The sequence below is a fragment of the Pseudovibrio sp. FO-BEG1 genome, from assembly GCF_000236645.1.
In the GTDB taxonomy this organism is placed as follows: Bacteria; Pseudomonadota; Alphaproteobacteria; order Rhizobiales; family Stappiaceae; genus Pseudovibrio.
The window spans coordinates 59,966-78,176 of record NC_016646.1; the positions used below are offsets into that span (position 1 = coordinate 59,966).

At 54.3% G+C, this 18,211-nt stretch carries 13 protein-coding genes; 5 read left to right on the forward strand and 8 right to left on the reverse strand.

Annotation, left to right across the window (positions count from 1 at the left end; translation table 11 throughout):
• The first annotated feature begins 233 nt into the window (after window positions 1–233).
• A complete protein-coding gene (locus PSE_RS24970; protein ID WP_014290177.1) occupies window positions 234–1,856 on the forward strand; it encodes a virulence protein in 1,623 nt (540 codons plus the stop codon).
• Here PSE_RS24970 and PSE_RS24975 read toward each other — a convergent pair.
• From PSE_RS24975 to PSE_RS25000, 6 genes are all read right to left on the reverse strand, one after another.
• On the reverse strand, window positions 1,817–3,346 hold the full coding sequence (locus PSE_RS24975; RefSeq protein WP_158309199.1) for a glycosyltransferase family 39 protein: 1,530 nt from the start codon (window positions 3,344–3,346) through the stop codon (window positions 1,817–1,819). The two genes, PSE_RS24970 and PSE_RS24975, sit on opposite strands and share 40 nt — an antisense overlap.
• 287 nt (window positions 3,347–3,633) lie before the next feature.
• Complete coding sequence (locus PSE_RS24980; RefSeq protein WP_014290178.1) at window positions 3,634–5,781, reverse strand: 3-hydroxyacyl-CoA dehydrogenase NAD-binding domain-containing protein; 2,148 nt, start codon at window positions 5,779–5,781, stop codon at window positions 3,634–3,636.
• A gap of 11 nt (window positions 5,782–5,792) precedes the next feature.
• Window positions 5,793–7,001 (reverse strand): acetyl-CoA C-acetyltransferase, encoded by a 1,209-nt coding sequence (locus tag PSE_RS24985; protein ID WP_014290179.1) that lies wholly within the window; start codon window positions 6,999–7,001, stop codon window positions 5,793–5,795.
• Window positions 7,002–7,070: 69 nt separating this feature from the next.
• Window positions 7,071–8,654, reverse strand: coding sequence for an AMP-binding protein (locus PSE_RS24990; protein WP_014290180.1), 1,584 nt, complete (start codon window positions 8,652–8,654; stop codon window positions 7,071–7,073).
• A 99-nt stretch (window positions 8,655–8,753) separates the two neighbouring features.
• A complete protein-coding gene (locus PSE_RS24995) occupies window positions 8,754–9,356 on the reverse strand; it encodes a TetR/AcrR family transcriptional regulator (RefSeq protein ID WP_148266289.1) in 603 nt (200 codons plus the stop codon).
• A 568-nt stretch (window positions 9,357–9,924) separates the two neighbouring features.
• A complete protein-coding gene (locus tag PSE_RS25000; protein ID WP_244421405.1) occupies window positions 9,925–10,944 on the reverse strand; it encodes a LacI family DNA-binding transcriptional regulator in 1,020 nt (339 codons plus the stop codon).
• Window positions 10,945–11,207: 263 nt separating this feature from the next.
• Here PSE_RS25000 and PSE_RS25005 point away from each other — a divergent pair, with 263 nt between their 5' ends.
• From PSE_RS25005 to PSE_RS25020, 4 genes are all read left to right on the forward strand, one after another.
• Window positions 11,208–12,011 (forward strand): TIM barrel protein, encoded by an 804-nt coding sequence (locus PSE_RS25005; RefSeq protein ID WP_041769270.1) that lies wholly within the window; start codon window positions 11,208–11,210, stop codon window positions 12,009–12,011.
• 101 nt (window positions 12,012–12,112) lie between these two features.
• On the forward strand, window positions 12,113–13,030 hold the full coding sequence (locus PSE_RS25010; RefSeq protein ID WP_008551018.1) for a sugar ABC transporter substrate-binding protein: 918 nt from the start codon (window positions 12,113–12,115) through the stop codon (window positions 13,028–13,030).
• 170 nt (window positions 13,031–13,200) lie between these two features.
• Window positions 13,201–14,739 (forward strand): sugar ABC transporter ATP-binding protein, encoded by a 1,539-nt coding sequence (locus PSE_RS25015; protein ID WP_041769271.1) that lies wholly within the window; start codon window positions 13,201–13,203, stop codon window positions 14,737–14,739.
• Between the two features lie 58 nt (window positions 14,740–14,797).
• Window positions 14,798–15,811, forward strand: coding sequence for an ABC transporter permease (locus PSE_RS25020; protein ID WP_008550884.1), 1,014 nt, complete (start codon window positions 14,798–14,800; stop codon window positions 15,809–15,811).
• Between the two features lie 115 nt (window positions 15,812–15,926).
• On the opposite strand, the gene PSE_RS25025 is transcribed toward PSE_RS25020, so the two are convergent.
• On the reverse strand, window positions 15,927–16,988 hold the full coding sequence (locus PSE_RS25025) for a Gfo/Idh/MocA family protein (RefSeq protein ID WP_014290187.1): 1,062 nt from the start codon (window positions 16,986–16,988) through the stop codon (window positions 15,927–15,929).
• Between the two features lie 133 nt (window positions 16,989–17,121).
• The gene (locus PSE_RS25030; protein ID WP_014290188.1) at window positions 17,122–18,207 is read right to left on the reverse strand and encodes an ABC transporter ATP-binding protein; all 1,086 of its coding nucleotides are present in this window, start codon (window positions 18,205–18,207) and stop codon (window positions 17,122–17,124) included.
• Window positions 18,208–18,211 lie beyond the last annotated feature (4 nt).

Consider the following 18,211-nt stretch of genomic DNA (forward strand, 5'->3'; position numbering starts at 1 on the left):
TAAATACTGAGGAACCAGTTAGGCTGATTGCTTATCACCTCCATGCGTACACTTCACGCAATAACTCTTATATTGCAATGAGTTACCGGAATATCGCTCGACGTATTCCAGTTACCCTGAGATTTTATCGATTCCATTGACGCACCGTTCGCCCTGAAACCATCCCGTTATTTGGGAAAACCGCAGAGTACTCCAGAATAAGAGCAGTCCCGGAAGTGACATGGAGCTCATGGATGCCTAAGACGAAGAAGGAACAAGACAAAACCTCCAGTGACCCGAAAGTGGTGAAGTGGATCAACGCGGTTTCAAAGCTCCTGCACATCAATCAGGAGGAAGCGAGTGCTAGGGGTGGTTCCAATGGTGATGATACGAACCACCTGGAAAGACCACAGGGCAACGGCATCTCACTAGAGCCTGATGTGCCTACTCAGGACACGACACCTCCTGAGACACAGATCCTGGATCTCACACCAGAGATCAAAAAAGCACAAACTAAGTTCGAGGCCTACAAAAAGCGCCGAAACATCTTCAAGGATGTGAATGATCTGGAGGTCTTCGACAAATTCGTCAAATCCACCGCAGAATTTCTGGACAAGGCCAGCGACCTGAACAAGCAGCAAGATGTTTCCGGTGCTATCGACTCTTTGGACAATGCGACTCTGACGATGAAGGAAGTCGAAAAGATCTACGCCCGCGGTGTTGACTCTGCATGTATTCTGCTACACCGAAAACAGGAACTGGCAGACATTCGAGCCCGTTTAAAGTTCCTCAACAGCTTTGATCTGGAAGGATTTTCCGAACAACGACAGAGAGAAGCTCCTCGTTTTGCCGAGTTCGTCAAAACCAATGCAGATAAAGCAGAGGCACAGCTGAAAGCTGGTGAAATCAAAGCCAGCCGGGATACCTTTGTAACACTGCATACCTATCTGGATACGCTGGAGCGGATACTCAAGGAAAAACCATCAAAGGAAACTCAAAAGCCGCGCAAGGAAATCACGGTTAAAGCTTATACCGGCGACAACTCGGTAGCTGGGGCACAGGAAATACTGACTGAACTGAATAGATTGTATGAGGAGCAGCGCAAGATCCCGTACACGGATAAAGAAGCCTACGCACAGAGCAGGGAAAAGATAGCGGCTCAAAGGGAATTGCTCAAAAACCCTGATCACCGGATCAACAATGCTGACCGTGATGGAATCTTTACTCAGTTTGAGCCTCTGGGCGAGGATGGCAAGTCTGTTCTTGATAGCGGCGAATACGAGAAAGCCGGAAACAAGATCCACTTGAGCGTCCAGATGGGTCAGCTGGAGCAAGCCGGTAACGTCCTGACACCCCTTTTGCTCTCGCCAGATAACCCGTTCCTCTCGTTCAAAGTCACCAACATGGACGGAGCAGTGGCGGCGTTTAAAGATGATGAGAAGCAGTATTCCGCTGATACGCCTGAGGCCAAAGCCAAACTGGCAGAGCAAAAAGCGTACTTCGATCGCGTCACCCAGGGTGCACAGATCACGCTTTATCCGTACACCAAGGACACAAGTTATCCTGATGGCGCTGAGGACTTCGGCTTCTTTTTAAAACTGCTGGAACAGGAACTGGCAGCCGCTGGAATCCAGCCGGGCAAGAATCCGGATTCCGATGCCAGCCTCGAGGGCTTGAGCTTTGCGACCTTCCGCAACGAAGAAGGCTCACGCGGTGTTGGCGTGGACGATGAAGACCAGCTTGAAGAGAACAGAAAAATGCTTCGGAGCAAGCCGTTCTATCAGGCCCTCACCAACAAGGATTACAAGCCTGAAAAACCTGAAGAGAGCCCACCATCTCAGCAAGACGAGCCAGAGAGTAGGAAGAGTGCCCGATAAGGCGTACCGCCCCGATTGATCGTGATCGGCTCGTGCTGGGTGATCTCGCAGAATGATCCGGCGAGGGACGCGCGAACGCGGTTCAGTCGCGTCTCCCAGTCATCATAGGGCAGAAGGCCTGCTACAAGTACGTTGCTGTCTTGGGCTGGCTTCGGCAGGAATCCGAAATGGCGGGGGTCACTTCCCAGAACTCGCACTTCCGCCTGATCACCAAGGGCATAGGATATCTTGGCACCATCGATCCAGTTGAGGGTGTAAAGCGGGGTTGGCTCGCCTTCTTGCAGCAGTCCGCGACTGATCAGAGCGTCCTTCGCCTCAAACCAATCCATGGCACGAATGGTCTCATCCCAGCGCGGTGGAGGGGAGCCAAGCGGTCGTGTCAGCAGTCCTGTTTTGAAATGCAGCCCTCCAAGTACCACGACGATCAGGATAAGCGCGGCTGAGGCTGTGAAGGCGCGCTTGGCAAAAACAACACCAGATGGCTTCAGCTTGGCAAACCAACTGCCCAAAAGCGGGAAGAGGAACAGGTATCCGGCCATGGGCCAGTGAGGCAGCGTGTTTCGGGAAAGCAAGGCCACTGCGTTAAACACGATGATCGGGATAATCGCGAGGCACAGGAAGTACCGGTCAGTCTCAGGCTTCTCACCAGCACGGAAGAACCGCACCACAAGCCATAAGCACACGATCAGTGTCACCGGCTGCAGATAGGCCAGTTGCCCCAGAAGCATACGCCCGGAGTTGAGGAGGTGGACGGGAAGGTCAAAGCCACTGGACGTCACCGAGCGGGAAAGCTGAAACCCGAATGACTGCCAACCGTTCATGGCATTCCACCAGATGACGGGGCTGAAGACCAGAAGAGCGACGGCACTGGCAATGTACGGGCCACGGGTACGCAGGAGAGGGCGGAGTTCTCTTCCCGTGAGCAGGAACAGCAAGGCACCCACCCCAGTCAAAACCGCCATGTACTTGGAGAGTAGAGCCAGACCAAACGCCAGTCCGACAGCGATCCAACGGGCATCGCTTATGCGGCGTGTGTTTGGGTTCAGAAGCGGTATGAGCAGACTGGCCGCAATCAGCAGGAAGAGCATCATCGGCCCGTCGGGAACCACCCAGCTTCCTGCGGAGAGGAGGAAGAACGGCGAGATGGAAAACCAGGCTATCGCCCAGGTGCCGGCCTTTGCACCGTAAAAGCGGGAAGTTAGCTGAAACAGCAGCAGGGTGGAGAGCACCGACATGGCGATGAAGGGAAAGCGGAGCACGAAGCCTGCTTCTGAGCCTGTCAGCCATGCTGTTGCGTGAATGATCCAGAAGGTCAGTGGCGGATGGTCAAAATAGCTGAGAGAGGGATGGCGCGCCATGGCAACCATGTAGCTTTCATCCACCCCGAGACCGAGCAGGGCAGCGCCATAAAAACGGGCGAGGGTGGCAGCAAAAATTATAATGAAAACAACAATGGCAATACGGGCTGGTGTGACGGCTCTGTCAATCATCAGCTGCCTCATGATCAGGTTACTTCGCTTTTTGTTATGATGAGGATCAGAGAGCCTTGAGCAGCCGAACAGCGGAAACGCCAATGCAGTTTCCCTATGGTTCAGCAGCCTTCAGACAATCACTCCACCTCCAAAGCCCTTCTTCCTTATGAGCCTGAAGCTAACCTGAAAATTATGTAGTATTTTTATCAGTGAGACCGAGGAGCACAGCAGAAAAGCTGGCAGACACGTACAAAAAAGCCCGCGACACAGCGGCATCGCGGGCTATTGATTTAGATGGCTACAACTCAGGCAGCGGCGAGTTTTTCGCTGCGCAGTTTGTCGAGCGCGCTTTCGGTCACTTCAAAGCGTGGGCCATACGCTGCAGCCAGTTCGTCCGCGCGCTTCTTGAAGGCATCAAGACCTACGCCGTGGATGAACTGGAGGGCACCACCGGTGTGAGCCGGGAAGCCAATGGCGAAGATGGAGCCGATGTTGGCTTCCACTTCCGTGCGCAGCACGCCTTCATCCAGACAGCGCAGGGTCTCGATGGCCTGACGGTACATCATACGGTCTTCCGCATCCTGCATGGATACGTTCAGATCCCGCTCCTTGAACTGGGACAGACCATCCCACAGCTTCTTGGTGCCATCCTCGGCATACTCGTAGAAGCCGCCGCCGTAGTGACGGCCACCACGGCCCATGTTCACCATGGACTGGCCAACCTTCACGTTGGAGCTGTCATCTGCCGGGAACCCGTTTTCAACGCCAAGACGTGCATCCAGCGCGATGTGGGTCTCGTGGATCTTCTTGGTCAGCACCATGGAGACTTCATCATGCACCGCCAGTGGACCAACCGGCATGCCGATTTTCCAGGCGGCGCGTTCAATGGCAACCGGGCTCATGCCATCGCGCATCAGAGCCAGGCCTTCGTCCAGATAGGTGCCAAACACACGGCTGGTGAAGAAGCCACGCTTGTCGTTGACCACGATTGGCAGATAGCCGATCTGCTGCACATAGTCATAGGCTTTGCGCAGGGTCTCTTCGCTGGTTTTGTCGCCGACAATGATCTCAACGATCTTCATCTTATCGACAGGCGAGAAGAAGTGCAGGCCGATGAAGCGGGTCGGATCCGGGCAGCTTTCTGCCAGAATGGAGATTGGCAGAGTGGACGTGTTGGAGCCGTAGATGCCGGTGTCGGACAACTGCTTGTAGGTTTGAGGGATAACCTTCTCTTTCAGGGAGATATCCTCGAACACCGCCTCGATAATGATGTCTGTGCCTGCAAAGGTCTCGTCACTGTCCGTTGGCGTGATGCAGCTCAGCAGAGCGTCCTTCTTGGCTTCATCCATACGGCCACGCTTGATGGCTTTGTCTGCCAGCTTGACGGAGTAGCCTTTGCCTTTTTCCGCATTCTCAAGGCTCATGTCCTTCAGCGCTGTTGGTAGGCCGCGGCTGGCATGCGCCCAGGCGATGCCTGAGCCCATCATGCCAGCACCGAGGATCGCAGAGCTTCCCGCTTTCCACGCGTCGCCTTGTGGGCGGACCTTGCCAGACTTGATCGCCTGCATGCCGAAGAAGAAGGTGGTGATCGCAGCACGGGCTTCTGTGGAACGCAGCAGGGCTGCAAAGCCGCGGCTTTCATTACGCAGCGCGCTGTCAAAACCCATGCGCATGGAGTTGACGGCGATATCCATCACCTTTTCCGGTGCTGGCATCAGGCCGCGTGTTTTGTTGTAAAGCATGGTTGGTGCCATGGCTGCCACCATGCGCACATTGGCGCTGTCTGCATTGCCACCCGGATAGTGGAAGCCTTTTTGATCCCACGGCTGCGCGGCAGCTTCAGGGTTGGCTTTGATCCACGCTTTTGCAGCCGGGATCAAATCTTCCTGTGTATCCACCAGCTCTTCCACCAGCCCGGCTTTCAGCGCCTTTTCCTGACGCAGTTGCTTGCCTTCAGCCAGCAGAGGCAGAGCCGCTTCCAGACCCAGTTTTGCAGTGAGACGGACAACACCCCCAGCGCCCGGCAACAGGCCAAGGGTTGCTTCCGGCAGGCCGACAACAGCCTTTGGTGAGTTGAGCAGAACGCGGTGGTTACAGGCAAGGCAGATCTCAAAACCGCCGCCAAGAGCCGCGCCGTTGATGGCCGCGACCACTGGCACCGGCAGCTTTTCCAGCTGGCGCAGTGGGGCTTTCATTTCTTCCACGTAGGCAAAGATGTCTTCCGGATCCATGCTGCCGTGGAGCATCTCCTCCAGATCACCACCCGCGAAGAAGGTCTTCTTGGCAGAGGCGATGACAACACCGGTGAGGCCTTCTTCAGCAGATAGCTTGGCCATCAGCTCTTTCATGCCCTCAAACCAGGCACGGGTCATGGTGTTTGCGGACTTGCCCTGTGAGTCAAACGTGATCGTAACAATGCCGCTTGCGTCTTTTTCGTAAGTGTATTCAGACATGGTCTTCCCCGTTATACGCGCTCGATGATGGACGCGATGCCCATGCCGCCACCAACACACATGGTGATCAGCGCACGCTTCTGGTTACGGCGCTCCAGCTCGTCGATCATGGTGGACACCAGCATGCCGCCGGTTGCGCCCAGTGGATGACCCATGGCGATCGCACCACCAACAACGTTCAGCTTCTCATCCGGCACGTTGAGGTCCTTCTGAAGACGCATCATCACAGAGGCAAAAGCTTCGTTGATCTCAACCAGATCGATGTCATCAATGGTCAGACCTGCCTTGGCGAGTGCCTTCTTGGAAGCTGGTCCCGGTCCGGTGAGCATGATGGTTGGGTCAGAGGCAGTGACCGCTACTGAGAGCACGCGGGCACGTGGGGTCAGGCCCATGTCCTTGCCCACCTGTTCACTGCCAAGCAGGATCAGTGAAGCACCATCCACGATGCCGGAGGAGTTGCCCGGTGTGTGGACGTGGTTGATCTTTTCAACTTCAGGGTAGCGGGCCAATGCCACCGCATCAAAACCCATGGCGCCATGCTTTTCAAAGCTTGGACGCAGAGCACCCAGTGCCTGCATATCCGTGTTTGGCTTGATGAAGTCATCTTTTTCTAAAACGATGATGCCGTTCTCATCCTTCACCGGCACAACGGACTTGTCGAACCAACCGTTATCGCGCGCATGTGCTGCACGTTGCTGGCTGGCGACGGCTGCTGCATCTACATCATCACGGCTCCAGCCCTCGATCGTAGCGATCAGGTCTGCACCGATGCCCTGCGGTACAAAGCCGGTGGCAAGCACGGTTTCAGGGTCTTCGCTGAACGGACCACCATCGGTACCCATCGGCGCGCGGCTCATGCTTTCATAGCCGCCTGCGCAGATCATATCCTCCCAGCCGGACGCGATGCGCGCTGCAGCGGAGTTGAAGGTATCCAGACCAGACGCACAGAAACGGTTGACCTGCGCCCCTGCCACGGTCTGATCCCAGCCCGCTTTCTGCAAGGCAATCTTTGGCAGAACAGCGCCCTGTTCGCGTACCGGTGTCACACAGCCCATGACAACATCATCCACCCGGGAGGTGTCGAGGTCGTGCCGGCTTTGCATTTCATCCAGCAGTGTGGTCACCAGATTGATTGGTTTGACTTCGTTGAGAGACCCGTCCGGCTTTCCTTTGGAACGCGGAGTGCGGATCGCATCATAGACGTATGCTGTCGTCGCCATGTTTATCTACCGTGTCTTATCTTGAAATAAGGGTTTAAGGCCGGGGCAACCGCGTCGCCCCGGCTGAACTCAGGCAATCTCGCGGTCGTGCTTCTCCCAGAACGGCTCGCGGAGTTTGTTCTTCAAAACTTTGTTCATGGCAGAGAGCGGCAACTCTTCCACCAGCGAAATCGAGCGCGGGCATTTGTAGCCAGCAATGCGCTCTTTTGTGTGGGCGCGGATCTCTTCAAAGGTTGGGGTCTTGCCTTCCTTCGGCACAATCACCGCATGCACGGCCTCGCCGTAGGTTTCATCAGGAATACCGATGACCGCCACCATGGAGACATCCGGGTGCGTGGAGATCGCGCTTTCCACCTCGGCGGTGTACACATTCTCTGCACCTGTAATGATCATGTCCTTCTTGCGGTCTTTCAGCGAGAGGATGCCCATCTCATCCAGCATGCCCACATCACCGGTGCGATACCCGCCGTTCTTCAGCACAGCTGCGGTCTGCTCCGGTGCATCGTAGTAACGGCACATCACGGCAGGGGAGTAGAACACGACCTCGCCAATGGTGTTCGGCGGCAACTCATTGCCTTCATCATCTTCAATGCGCAGCTGGATGAGCGGAGAGGCGGCTTGACCGGCTGCACCCATTTTCATCAGATCGCCACTGTGGAACTGAGGATGCAGGAAGGTGCCTGCTCCAGCCTCAGTCATGCCGTAGACCTGCGTGAGCTCCGTCTTCGGGAACTTCTCCTGCACCAGCTTCAGCAGACCTTCCGAGATCGGAGAGGCCCCGTAGACGATCTGCGCCACACGCAAGAAGTCCTCGGATTTAAACTCCGGCGAATGGATCAGCATCTGGAACATGGCAGGCGCCATGAGGAACGACGACACCTCAAACGCCTTAACTGCAGCCACCACAATATCCGGGCGGAACATGGGCACGATCAGGGATGGCTTGTTCTGGATGAGACGGGCGAGCAGCAGGCCGTAGCCGGACAGGTGGAACAGCGGCATCACCATCATCGCCAAGCGATCATGATAAGGAACACCATTCGCCGCCACGATGTTCGCACTGGCCAGCATGGATTTGTGGGTGTGCACCACGCCTTTCGAGAACCCAGTCGTGCCGCCGGTGTAGCTCATGAAGCACTCGGTCTCTACATCGCGGCCCAGTTCCAGCGCAATCGGCTCACTCAGGCAGTCGGCATAGGCTCTGGTGCCCTCCGGCTGTTCTTTCTCTCCCACATGAATGAAATGCTTCAGGCTGTCGGCACGCTCTTTAATCGCAGCGACCATGGGCGTGAAGGTGTCATCATAAATGATCGCGGACATGCTGGAATGGCCGATGGCATAGAGCATCTCTTCAGCGGACCAGCGGATGTTGAGTGGAACGGAGATCATGCCTGCAATCATGGTGCCGATCATGGCTTCCACATACTCAACTGAGTTGAGGCTGAGAATGGCAACGCGGGCACCGGGCTCAAGGCCCATGTCTTGCAGACCTTTGGCAAACTGGCGCGTGCGCGTGGCAAACTGCGGGTTGCTGAAGGCACGACCGCCAAGGTCTTTAAACAATGGAATGCCAGTGTCCACCTTCTGCAGATGGTTCACGAGCATATCAAAATTCATGGCACCTGCCGGTACTCCAGTATGTGTTCCAACCATATTCCCCTCCCAAGTCATAGGTTGATCAGCGCGGTGTGCGCTGTGTTTTAAAATATGAAGCCTGTTCTCCTCATGGTGCGCTCGTGGTGGCGCTTATTATTATTCAGGCAATGATGGTATCAATGAATACGCTGCCGGTTTCAGCAGAGTAATATCGAGGCTCGGATGCAGCTTTTGCTGCAGCGCGACCCCAAGCAAATAACTTCCGATGGAAACGGCCTGAATGCCGGAATCCAGATCTTTTGGAAACGCACCTTCCGCCTTGCCGCGCTCCAGATAAGAGACAAGCAAGCGTTTGACGAAATCATGCGCACGCGTCACCGCATCTCCCAAGAGGGCATAGTCTGTGACACTGCCCGCCATCAGCGCAAAGTAGGCCTGATAACTGGGCTTGTTCTGCAAATCATCAAAGTGAATGTCGATGTACCGCCGGATCGCTTCTCTGGCATCTGTCTCCGCCGGTATCTGGCTGGTGATGTGCTCCTCCGTTTCGCTCACCATGCGGTCGATCAGCTTAACGAACATCTCGTCTTTTTTGCCAAGCCGCTGAATGGTGAGGCCGCGACTGTATCCGGCTTTCAGACCAATGCTCTCGCAAGTCGCCATCTGAATGCCGTCCTCATTGATGATGGTCACCAGCGCATCAAAGAGCTTGCGTTCAGATTCCTCACGCCGTTCTGCCTGTGTCTTTTTCTTTTCCAAAGCCAGCCAACATTCACTCAAGTTAATTGTTGAACGTTTAGCAAATAAGGAAAAGAGAGTCCATGACGTAAACGTCATATCATTGATGAATGAGCCTAAGGAATAAGAGGAGCTGTTTGCAATCGGTGAGAAATGAGGGGCGCACGTGTTGAAGGAGGGACCAGTGACAGCCTCGCAAAGTGTATCTGAAGGAGAGATTGAACCTGCGAATCCATCTGGAGCTTCCTTCTTTTAAAAAGAGAGGCGATTTCGGCTCTCTGACCCCATGCGCGATCGCTGCAAACACATCCGTTCCTCACATGTCAGGGCTAAACTGACTGAGCGGACGTCTCATTTTTGATGTGAATAACATCAGAGTTATTACGTATAGCGCTACTACGGATCGCACTTTGCCAGTTGCCCTGACATGATGCGACCACCTGAACAGCTTCGGCAGAACCCTTAAGATTGAATACCTAAGGTATTTTGGCGAAATTCTGCGCTTTCTGAAGACCAATAGTCATGGAATATTTATTTCATAGATTGGAATATTGGCTCAATTCATCCAAATGTCTGCATAAAAATTCCATCAGATATTGAAGCGTGTCTTCAAAACAGGCGGTAAAAGTTCGTATTCTGGTTGATTTCCATCAGGAAAATCTTTTTGCCGCCTAATGAGCTTAATACAGCGCTTGAGCTCAGTTTCCATATCATGGGTGATTACGAAGTCCATCTGGCCATTCTCCAGCAGCCTGCGGGAGTTCTCATTGAGCTCGTGGCCAATAAAGGCGATCGGTAAACCCAGCTCACGGATCGCCTTGGCAATGCCCGTGTTTCCGCCAGCCACGTTATAGACGCCAAGCGGTTTGGCCCCTTCATCCAGTCTGCTTTTGAAAAGCTTGTAAACCGTCTCCGCATCATCATTGGAGTTGATGATTTCTGAGATGGTGAGGTTCGGGTACTCCTTGCGTAACAGGCGGCGGAACCCGGTCTCACGCCCCTCCTGACAGCGGTAGTGTGCGCTGGTCGCAAGGAAGATTTCGCCAGACCGGTCACCTGAAAGTTTACCAAGCAACTGCGCGGCGCAAAGACCGGCTGCAATCTGATCCATCCCAACGTAACCAAGGTGTTTAGGGCTCTCCTGGTCCGTGGTCAGGCATATAACAGGCGTTCCATTTTCGCTGATTTCTTCAATAGCGCGGGTGATCGCAGGGTGTTCGCGCACGGCGATGATGATGCCGTCATACTTGCGCGCCCAGGCAATCATCTGCTCGGAAAACACACTCGGTTCAAAGTCTTTGGTGTGGGATGTGAAGCACTTGAAGCGCACATTCGGGTCATCCCCATAGCGGCGTTCCACCAGCTCCAGAAGCTCCTCAATGAAGCTCGTTCCGGAATCCACCAGCAGTCCAACCGTTATCGGAGAAACTGTTTCTGAGACAACCTCTTCCGGCGCACGCAGCTCGTTCAGAGCCTTATGAACCAGCTCCACCTTCCTCTTGGAAACACCACCCCGTTTATTGAGGACACGGTCAACTGTCGCGGTCGAAACTCCTGCCTTGTTTGCGATGTCCAACACGCTCGGATTCTGCCAGCTGCCCCGCCTCATATATATCACCTTTGATTGTTAAGCCATCAAACACATCAATCTTTACGCCGAAATTCACATTTTGACTTCGGGAGAGCAAACCTTCCAAAATATTGAATTCATGGAATATTCGTTCTCTGAATCCGATTTTATCAGTAATTTCAGACTCTAAATTGACAGGTACCATTACTTACATATCATCTTTAGCAGATCAAATTGATGTTTATACATCGGACATTGGGAGAAGTCGTTTGTCGGGAAACATCAACTTCGCATTGAACCACATGCTGGCACCTCAAATGACGTTGGACGCGTTTTTTGGAATGGCAGCTTCCATGGGGATCAATGCCGTAGAAATCCGCAATGACATTGCTGGCAATCCGTTCGAACTGAACACGCCAGCGGAAGACGTCAAGGCACTGGCTGTTAAGCACGGTGTCGAAATCATCAGCATCAATGCACTTCAACGGTTCAACGAGTGGTCAGAGGTTCGCCTTGCTGAAGCAAACGAACTGATCGGCTTTGCTGAGCGTTGTGGCTCCAAGGCCCTCGTCATGTGTCCGGTCAACGACCATGACTATGGCAAAAGCGATGATGAACTGGCAGCGAACCTGCGCCAGTCGCTGAAAGAACTCAAGCCTCTGCTGGAAACCGCCGGTGTAACCGGTCTGGTTGAGCCTCTCGGCTTCCCGCAGTGCTCCTTGCGCCGCAAGGCGGATGCTGTAGCAGCGATCCGCGATGTGGACGGTGAGGGCGTGTTCAAGCTGGTGCATGACACATTCCATCATCACCTTGCTGAAGAAACCGAATTCTTCGCTGACCAGACAGGTCTCATGCACATTTCCGGCGTGGAAGATCCAGCTCTTTCCATCGCTGAAATGCTGGATGACCACCGTCTTCTGGTGGGTGAAGCGGACCGTCTGGGCAACGCTGCCCAGATCAAAACCATGCTTGCAAACGGGTATACGGGCCACGTGTCTCTGGAGCCATTTTCTCCAGTTGTGCATGCCCTTGAAAACGTGGTGGACGCCACGCAGGCAAGCTTTGATTTCCTGAAAAAAGAATTGCAGGCAGCCAACGCTGCCTGAGTATCCAGGCGACTGATTTCGCTAAATTAATTGGCGCAGGTGGGGACTTGCGCCAGCATAATCTTGGGAGAAGTGCCACCTAAGGCACGGAGGAGGAAGTAATGAAACGTACTCTACTGGCTCTTGCTGCATCGGCAATGATGACAACCAGCGTCATGGCTGAGAACATCGGCGTTTCAATGGCTTATTTTGATGATAACTTCTTGACCATTCTGCGTAACGCAATGGGTGAAGAAGCAGCCAAGTCCAACGGCGTTGAAATTCAGTTTGAAGACGCACGCGGTGACATCGGCAAGCAGATCGACCAGGTGCAGAACTTCGTTGCACAGGGCGTTGACGCAATCATCGTAAACCCGGCTGATACTTCCGCAACACCACGCATCACCAAACTGGCCAACAGCGCCGGTATCCCACTCGTTTACGTAAACCGTAAGCCAGAAGACAAAGAACTGCCTGAAAAGGTTGTGTTCGTGGGCTCTGATGAAGTTGTTGCCGGACGTTTGCAGATGGAAGAACTGGCAAAGCAGATGGGTGGCAAGGGTAACGTTGCTATCATGCTTGGCGAACTGGCTTCCAACGGTACCCGTGGCCGTACACAGGGCGTGAAGGAAGTTCTGGGCAACTATCCAGACATCAAGGTTGTTGAAGAGCAGACCGCTGACTTCCAGCGCGCAGAAGCAATCGACCTGATGAACAACTGGATCGTTTCCGGCACCAAAATCGACGCTGTTGCAGCTAACAACGACGAAATGGCTCTGGGCGCTCTGATCGCGATGAAGCAGGCTGGCATCGCAGCAAGCGACATCGCAGTTGCAGGTGTTGACGCTACTCCGGACGCTCTTGCTTCCATGAAAGCTGGTCAGCTGTTCGCAACCGTGTTCCAGGACGCTAAAGGCCAGGGCGCAGGTTCCGTTAAAGCTGCTCTGAAGCTGGCTCGCGGCGAAAAAGTAGACACCATTGTTTGGATCCCATTCAAGCTGGTGAACAAAGCTAACCTTGGCGAGTACCTCGACAAGTAAGCAGTTGAGCGGAAGGCTTTGACAGTCTTCCGCTTTTGCCTTGCAGCGCCGTCCGCCTGACAAACTCAGGCAAACGAGAGGACCGCGCGCAGGCACCAAGTGATCAAGCTTCCGGGCCAGGCACCCGGGAGCCCCTCACACTGCCAGCAGAAAAATGGAGTTCACGGACTGTGAGTTTAAGCACACAAGAAGCGGTACGTGAGAATAAGGGTGCCGCAGCCCAACAAAAGTACCTGCTAGAAGTCGATAGTGTGCGCAAGGAGTTCCCCGGTGTTGTTGCACTGGATGATGTGAACCTGCGTATCCGACCCGGCACAGTTCATGCCCTCATGGGAGAAAACGGGGCGGGTAAATCCACCCTGATGAAAATCATTGCAGGCATCTACCAGCCAGATCGAGGCGAGGTCCGTCTGGGTGGCAAGCAGGTGCAAATGCACACGCCGCTGGATGCTCTGGAGCAAGGCGTTGCCATGATCCACCAGGAACTCAACCTGATGCCGTTCATGACCATCGCCGAAAACATCTGGATCCGCCGGGAGCCACTCACCAAGCTTGGGTTTGTTGACCACAAAGCCCTGCGTGAGAACACCCAGAAGCTGTTTGACCGACTGAACATCAGTCTGGATCCGGAAACTGAAGTTCGTGACCTTTCCATCGCCAACCGGCAGATGGTCGAGATTGCAAAAGCAATTTCCTATGAATCCGATGTTCTGATCATGGACGAGCCAACCTCGGCCCTGACAGACCGTGAAGTTGAACACCTCTTCCAGATCATTGCCAGCCTGAAGGCTGACGGAAAAGGCATCGTCTACATCACCCATAAGATGGACGAGGTTTTTGAGATTGCAGATGACGTGTCCGTCTTCCGCGATGGCAAGTACATCGGTACCGATCTGGCCAGCAATCTGGACAGCGACCAGCTTATCCGCATGATGGTGGGCCGCGAGATCACCCAGATGTTCCCGAAAGAGGAAGTGCCAATCGGGGACGTGGTTCTCTCTGTAAAGGACCTGTGTCTAGACGGTGTGTTCGAGAACGTGAGCTTTGATCTGCGGGCAGGCGAAATCCTCGGCGTTGCCGGTCTGGTGGGCTCAGGCCGCACCAACGTGGCAGAGACCATCTACGGCGTGACACCAGCCACCGCTGGCACCATCGATGTGTTTGGCGAGACGGTTGAGATCAAAACACCGGCTGAAGCCATGGATCATGGCATGGCGCTGCTGACTGAAGACCGTAAAGACACTGGTCTGTTCCTGATGCTCGACATTCAGGAGAACATGCAGATCGCTTTGCTCAGTCAGGATCACGTGAAAGGCGGCTTTGTCGCTGAGAGCACTGTTTCCAAGCTCTGCAAGGAGATGAGTGACGCACTTCGTGTGAAAACGCCGGGCATGAACGAGCGCATCGAGAACCTGTCTGGTGGCAACCAGCAGAAGGTTCTGATCGGTCGCTGGCTGCTGACCAAACCCCGCATTCTCATTCTGGATGAGCCAACCCGCGGCATCGACGTGGGCGCGAAGGCTGAAATCCATAAGCTCATTACCAAACTGGCAGGTGAGGGCGTTGCTGTTCTCATGATCTCCTCCGAGATGCCGGAGGTGCTGGGCATGAGTGACCGCGTGATGGTGATGCACGAAGGACATGTCACCGGAATTCTGGACCGAGCTGAAGCAGATCAGGTCAGCGTTATGCGCCTTGCTTCCAACTAAGAATTTTCATGCGCGGCAGCTTTAAGCGCCCGACGCAGAGATTGAAAGGACTTGCCAGATGGCAAATGCAACAGACGTAGCTGAGAACAACGCTCCAGCTAGAAAACTGCCGGTCGAGGCCAACATCTTCCTCGTTCTGATCGGCATTGCAGTCTTTTTTGAAGTACTGGGCTGGATTGTGAAGGGCGATACCTTCCTGTTTAACCCACAGCGCCTGCTGATCATGGTTCTGCAGGTTTCCATCATCGGCCTTCTGGCCATTGGCGTAACACAGGTGATCATCACCGGCGGTATTGACCTGTCCTCAGGTTCGGTGCTTGCACTCTCGGCCATGGTGGCGGCCAGTTTTGCGCAAACCTCCGACTATGCCCGTGCTGTCTTCCCGATGTTCACGGATATGCCGTTCCTCGTACCAGTGTTCGCAGGTATCGCCGTCGGGGCCTTAGCCGGGTTCATAAACGGGTCGCTCATAGCCTACACGGCCATCCCTCCGTTTATCGCAACTCTGGGCATGATGGTAACTGCACGCGGTCTGGCACGCTACTACACCAAGGGCCAGCCAATCAGCCTGCTTTCTGAAGAATATATGTGGCTCGGTTCCGGTACCATTCCAGTGATCATCTTCCTGATGGCTGCGGTGATCTTCCACATAGCCTTGCGCTTCACCCGTTACGGCAAGTTCACCTACGCAACCGGTGCAAACGTTCAGGCTGCAAAAGTGTCCGGCATCAACGTTGGTCGTCACCTGATCAAAGTGTACACCCTTGCTGGTCTGCTGGCTGGTCTGGGTGGTGTTGTAGCCGCAGCGCGTGCTGGTAGTGGACAGGCAGGTATGGGCCTTGCATATGAGCTTGACGCCATCGCTGCAGCTGTTATTGGCGGAACAAGTCTTGCAGGCGGCGTCGGTCGCATCACAGGCACCGTTATTGGCACCATTATTCTGGGTACAATGATGAGTGGTTTCACCTTCCTTGGTATTGATGCTTACATCCAAGACATCGTGAAAGGTGGTATCATTGTAGCTGCAGTGGTTGCGGACCAATACCGCCAGCGCAAACGGGCAAAAGCCTAGTTAGCCAGTTAAAGATTTTAGGCTAAAACCTCCCACGGATGATGCCTAATACCCGAGCAGGAGAGCCCTCGTCCGGCCTCCTGCTCTTTTTCTTTCTACATGCTTTGAAAGTGCCTCAGATGTAGGCTTTGGAAGGTTCAGCTTCCCGCACATCTGCGCGTGTGCCAGTGCGCGAAGAAGTCTCGATCGCTTCGATCAACGCATGGACCATTAGAGCATCATGACCTGTCACTTTCGGGTCGCGATGTTCAATGATGGAGAGCGCAAAATCGTCGATCAGATCCCGGTGCCAGTCACACGGAAACGCCATAGGGTTTGCACCACCGCCTGTGCCATCCTTCGAACCATTGCGCCCGCCAAACACATCGATAGAGCCATCACGATAGGTCACCGTCAGCTTGCTGCCTTCCAGATGCGCAGAAGCCTTGGAGCCATCAAACACCAGTGTCTCTTTTGCATCCGGATAGGTCGCAGTGGTCGCCATGATGGAACCGACCGCACCACTGTGGAACTCAACACCCGCAGTGGCAAAGTCTTCCGCTTCCATCTTGTGCGCACCGGTCGTGGCACAAAGAGCCTGAACGGATTTGGCCGGTCCAGTCAGGCTGAGCATCAGGTCCAGCACATGGATTGCTTGCGTAATGAGCACGCCGCCACCGTCTCTTTCATAAGTGCCCCGGCCTGCCTGATCATAATAAGCCTGATCCCGCCACCACGGAATGTTTGCGCGCACCAGATGAATGTCGCCCAAAGCACCTTCAGAAAGCAGCGCTCTGAGCTGCTTTGCCCCTTCGCGGAACCTGTGTTGAAACACAACGCCGTACTTTATGCCTGCGTAGTCACAGAGCTCCACCAGTTCAGCCGCAGCCTCATAAGTTCGTTCCAGTGGCTTTTCTGTCAGGATGTGCTTGCCAGCGTTGGAGAATAGCTCCACCAGATCATGCCGTTGGTCTGGCGGTGTCAGCAGAAGGACGGCATCGATCTCCGGATCGCCTGCGATCTCTTCGGGGCTATCGAAACACGTCCAGCCGTACTTTTCAGCAACGGCCTCAGCCTTGGCTTTGGTTCGATTGTAAAGGCCAGCAACCTCGACGTGATTTCTCAAAAGATCAAGCGCTTCGAGATGTGGTTTTGCGGCCATTCCCAAACCAACAACGGCCAGACTGATCGACGGCATTCAGAGCACTTCCTTCTGCACTGGTTATATATCAGGCAGTGTTTATACCAGTTTAGGTTGCCCCAGAAGAACGTGAAAACCCTGAGTCCAGAAAGGTGGTTCGTTGTCGAAACAACGAACCAGTTCGGGGAACTTATACGGGAGACTCCAGCCGCATTTCCGTTCGAGCATCAAACATATGCAGTTTTTCTTTCACGTAAGACACGTGCACTTGCGTGCCTTCAGCGATATCAGGCCGGTCGAGTGTGAAGATTTTAAGGCTGTGCTGACCAACACGCACATGAACCAGCGTGGAAAGCCCCATGGGCTCAATCAGATCTACTGTTGCGGGAAGGGTTGCCGGGCCTTCCTCCGTGATCATCAGATGCTCAGGCCGCACACCCAGCATGATGTCCATCTGGTCCTTCAAACCCGCACTTTCCGGCAGAATAATCTGATGGTTTTCTTCCGTTTGCAGATGATAACCGTCACCAGAAGCTGTGGCGGTGCCCTGAATAAAGTTCATGGCCGGAGACCCGATGAAAGAGGCAACAAAAACATTTGCTGGCTTATCGTAGATTTCCAGCGGTGTGCCCACTTGCTGGATATAGCCATCGTGCATGGCCACGATTCTGTCGGCCATGGTCATGGCTTCAATCTGGTCATGGGTCACATAGATGGAGGTCGCTTTCAGCTTGCGGTGCAGCTTGCGGATTTCAGACCGCATTTGCTCGCGAAGGCGTGCGTCCAGATTGGAGAGCGGTTCATCAAACAAAAATGCCTGCGGATCACGCACAATCGCCCGCCCCATAGCAACACGCTGCCGCTGACCTCCGGAGAGTGCTTTCGGGCGGCGTTCCAACAGACCATTCAGGCCGAGGATGTTGGAGACCCCATTGACCGCACTTGCAATCTTCTCCTTTGGCGACTTGCGAAGGGTCATCGCGTAGCTGATGTTCTCTTCCACGCTCATATGCGGGTAGAGCGCGTAGGACTGGAACACCATGGCGATATCCCGATCGCGCGGCGGCAGATCATTGATGATCCGCTCGTTGATGGAGATTGAGCCAGACGTCACTTCTTCAAGCCCTGCAATCATGCGCAGCAAAGTGGATTTTCCGCAGCCGGACGGGCCTACCAGCACAATGAACTCGCCATCCTGAATGTTCAGATCAATTCCATGCAGTACGGCAGTGTTGCCGTAGGATTTGGTTGCCTCGGTGATTTGAATAGAAGCCATAGAG

What these genes read in the sequence shown, in the direction of transcription:
- PSE_RS24970 (WP_014290177.1), top strand. Translation starts at nt 234, where the DNA reads ATGCCTAAGACGAAGAAGGAACAAGACAAAACCTCCAGTGACCCGAAA.
- PSE_RS24975 (WP_158309199.1), bottom strand. Translation starts at nt 3,346, where the DNA reads ATGATTGACAGAGCCGTCACACCAGCCCGTATTGCCATTGTTGTTTTC.
- PSE_RS24980 (WP_014290178.1), bottom strand. Translation starts at nt 5,781, where the DNA reads ATGTCTGAATACACTTACGAAAAAGACGCAAGCGGCATTGTTACGATC.
- PSE_RS24985 (WP_014290179.1), bottom strand. Translation starts at nt 7,001, where the DNA reads ATGGCGACGACAGCATACGTCTATGATGCGATCCGCACTCCGCGTTCC.
- PSE_RS24990 (WP_014290180.1), bottom strand. Translation starts at nt 8,654, where the DNA reads ATGGTTGGAACACATACTGGAGTACCGGCAGGTGCCATGAATTTTGAT.
- PSE_RS25000 (WP_244421405.1), bottom strand. Translation starts at nt 10,944, where the DNA reads ATGAGGCGGGGCAGCTGGCAGAATCCGAGCGTGTTGGACATCGCAAAC.
- PSE_RS25005 (WP_041769270.1), top strand. Translation starts at nt 11,208, where the DNA reads ATGCTGGCACCTCAAATGACGTTGGACGCGTTTTTTGGAATGGCAGCT.
- PSE_RS25010 (WP_008551018.1), top strand. Translation starts at nt 12,113, where the DNA reads ATGAAACGTACTCTACTGGCTCTTGCTGCATCGGCAATGATGACAACC.
- PSE_RS25020 (WP_008550884.1), top strand. Translation starts at nt 14,798, where the DNA reads ATGGCAAATGCAACAGACGTAGCTGAGAACAACGCTCCAGCTAGAAAA.
- PSE_RS25025 (WP_014290187.1), bottom strand. Translation starts at nt 16,988, where the DNA reads ATGCCGTCGATCAGTCTGGCCGTTGTTGGTTTGGGAATGGCCGCAAAA.
- PSE_RS25030 (WP_014290188.1), bottom strand. Translation starts at nt 18,207, where the DNA reads ATGGCTTCTATTCAAATCACCGAGGCAACCAAATCCTACGGCAACACT.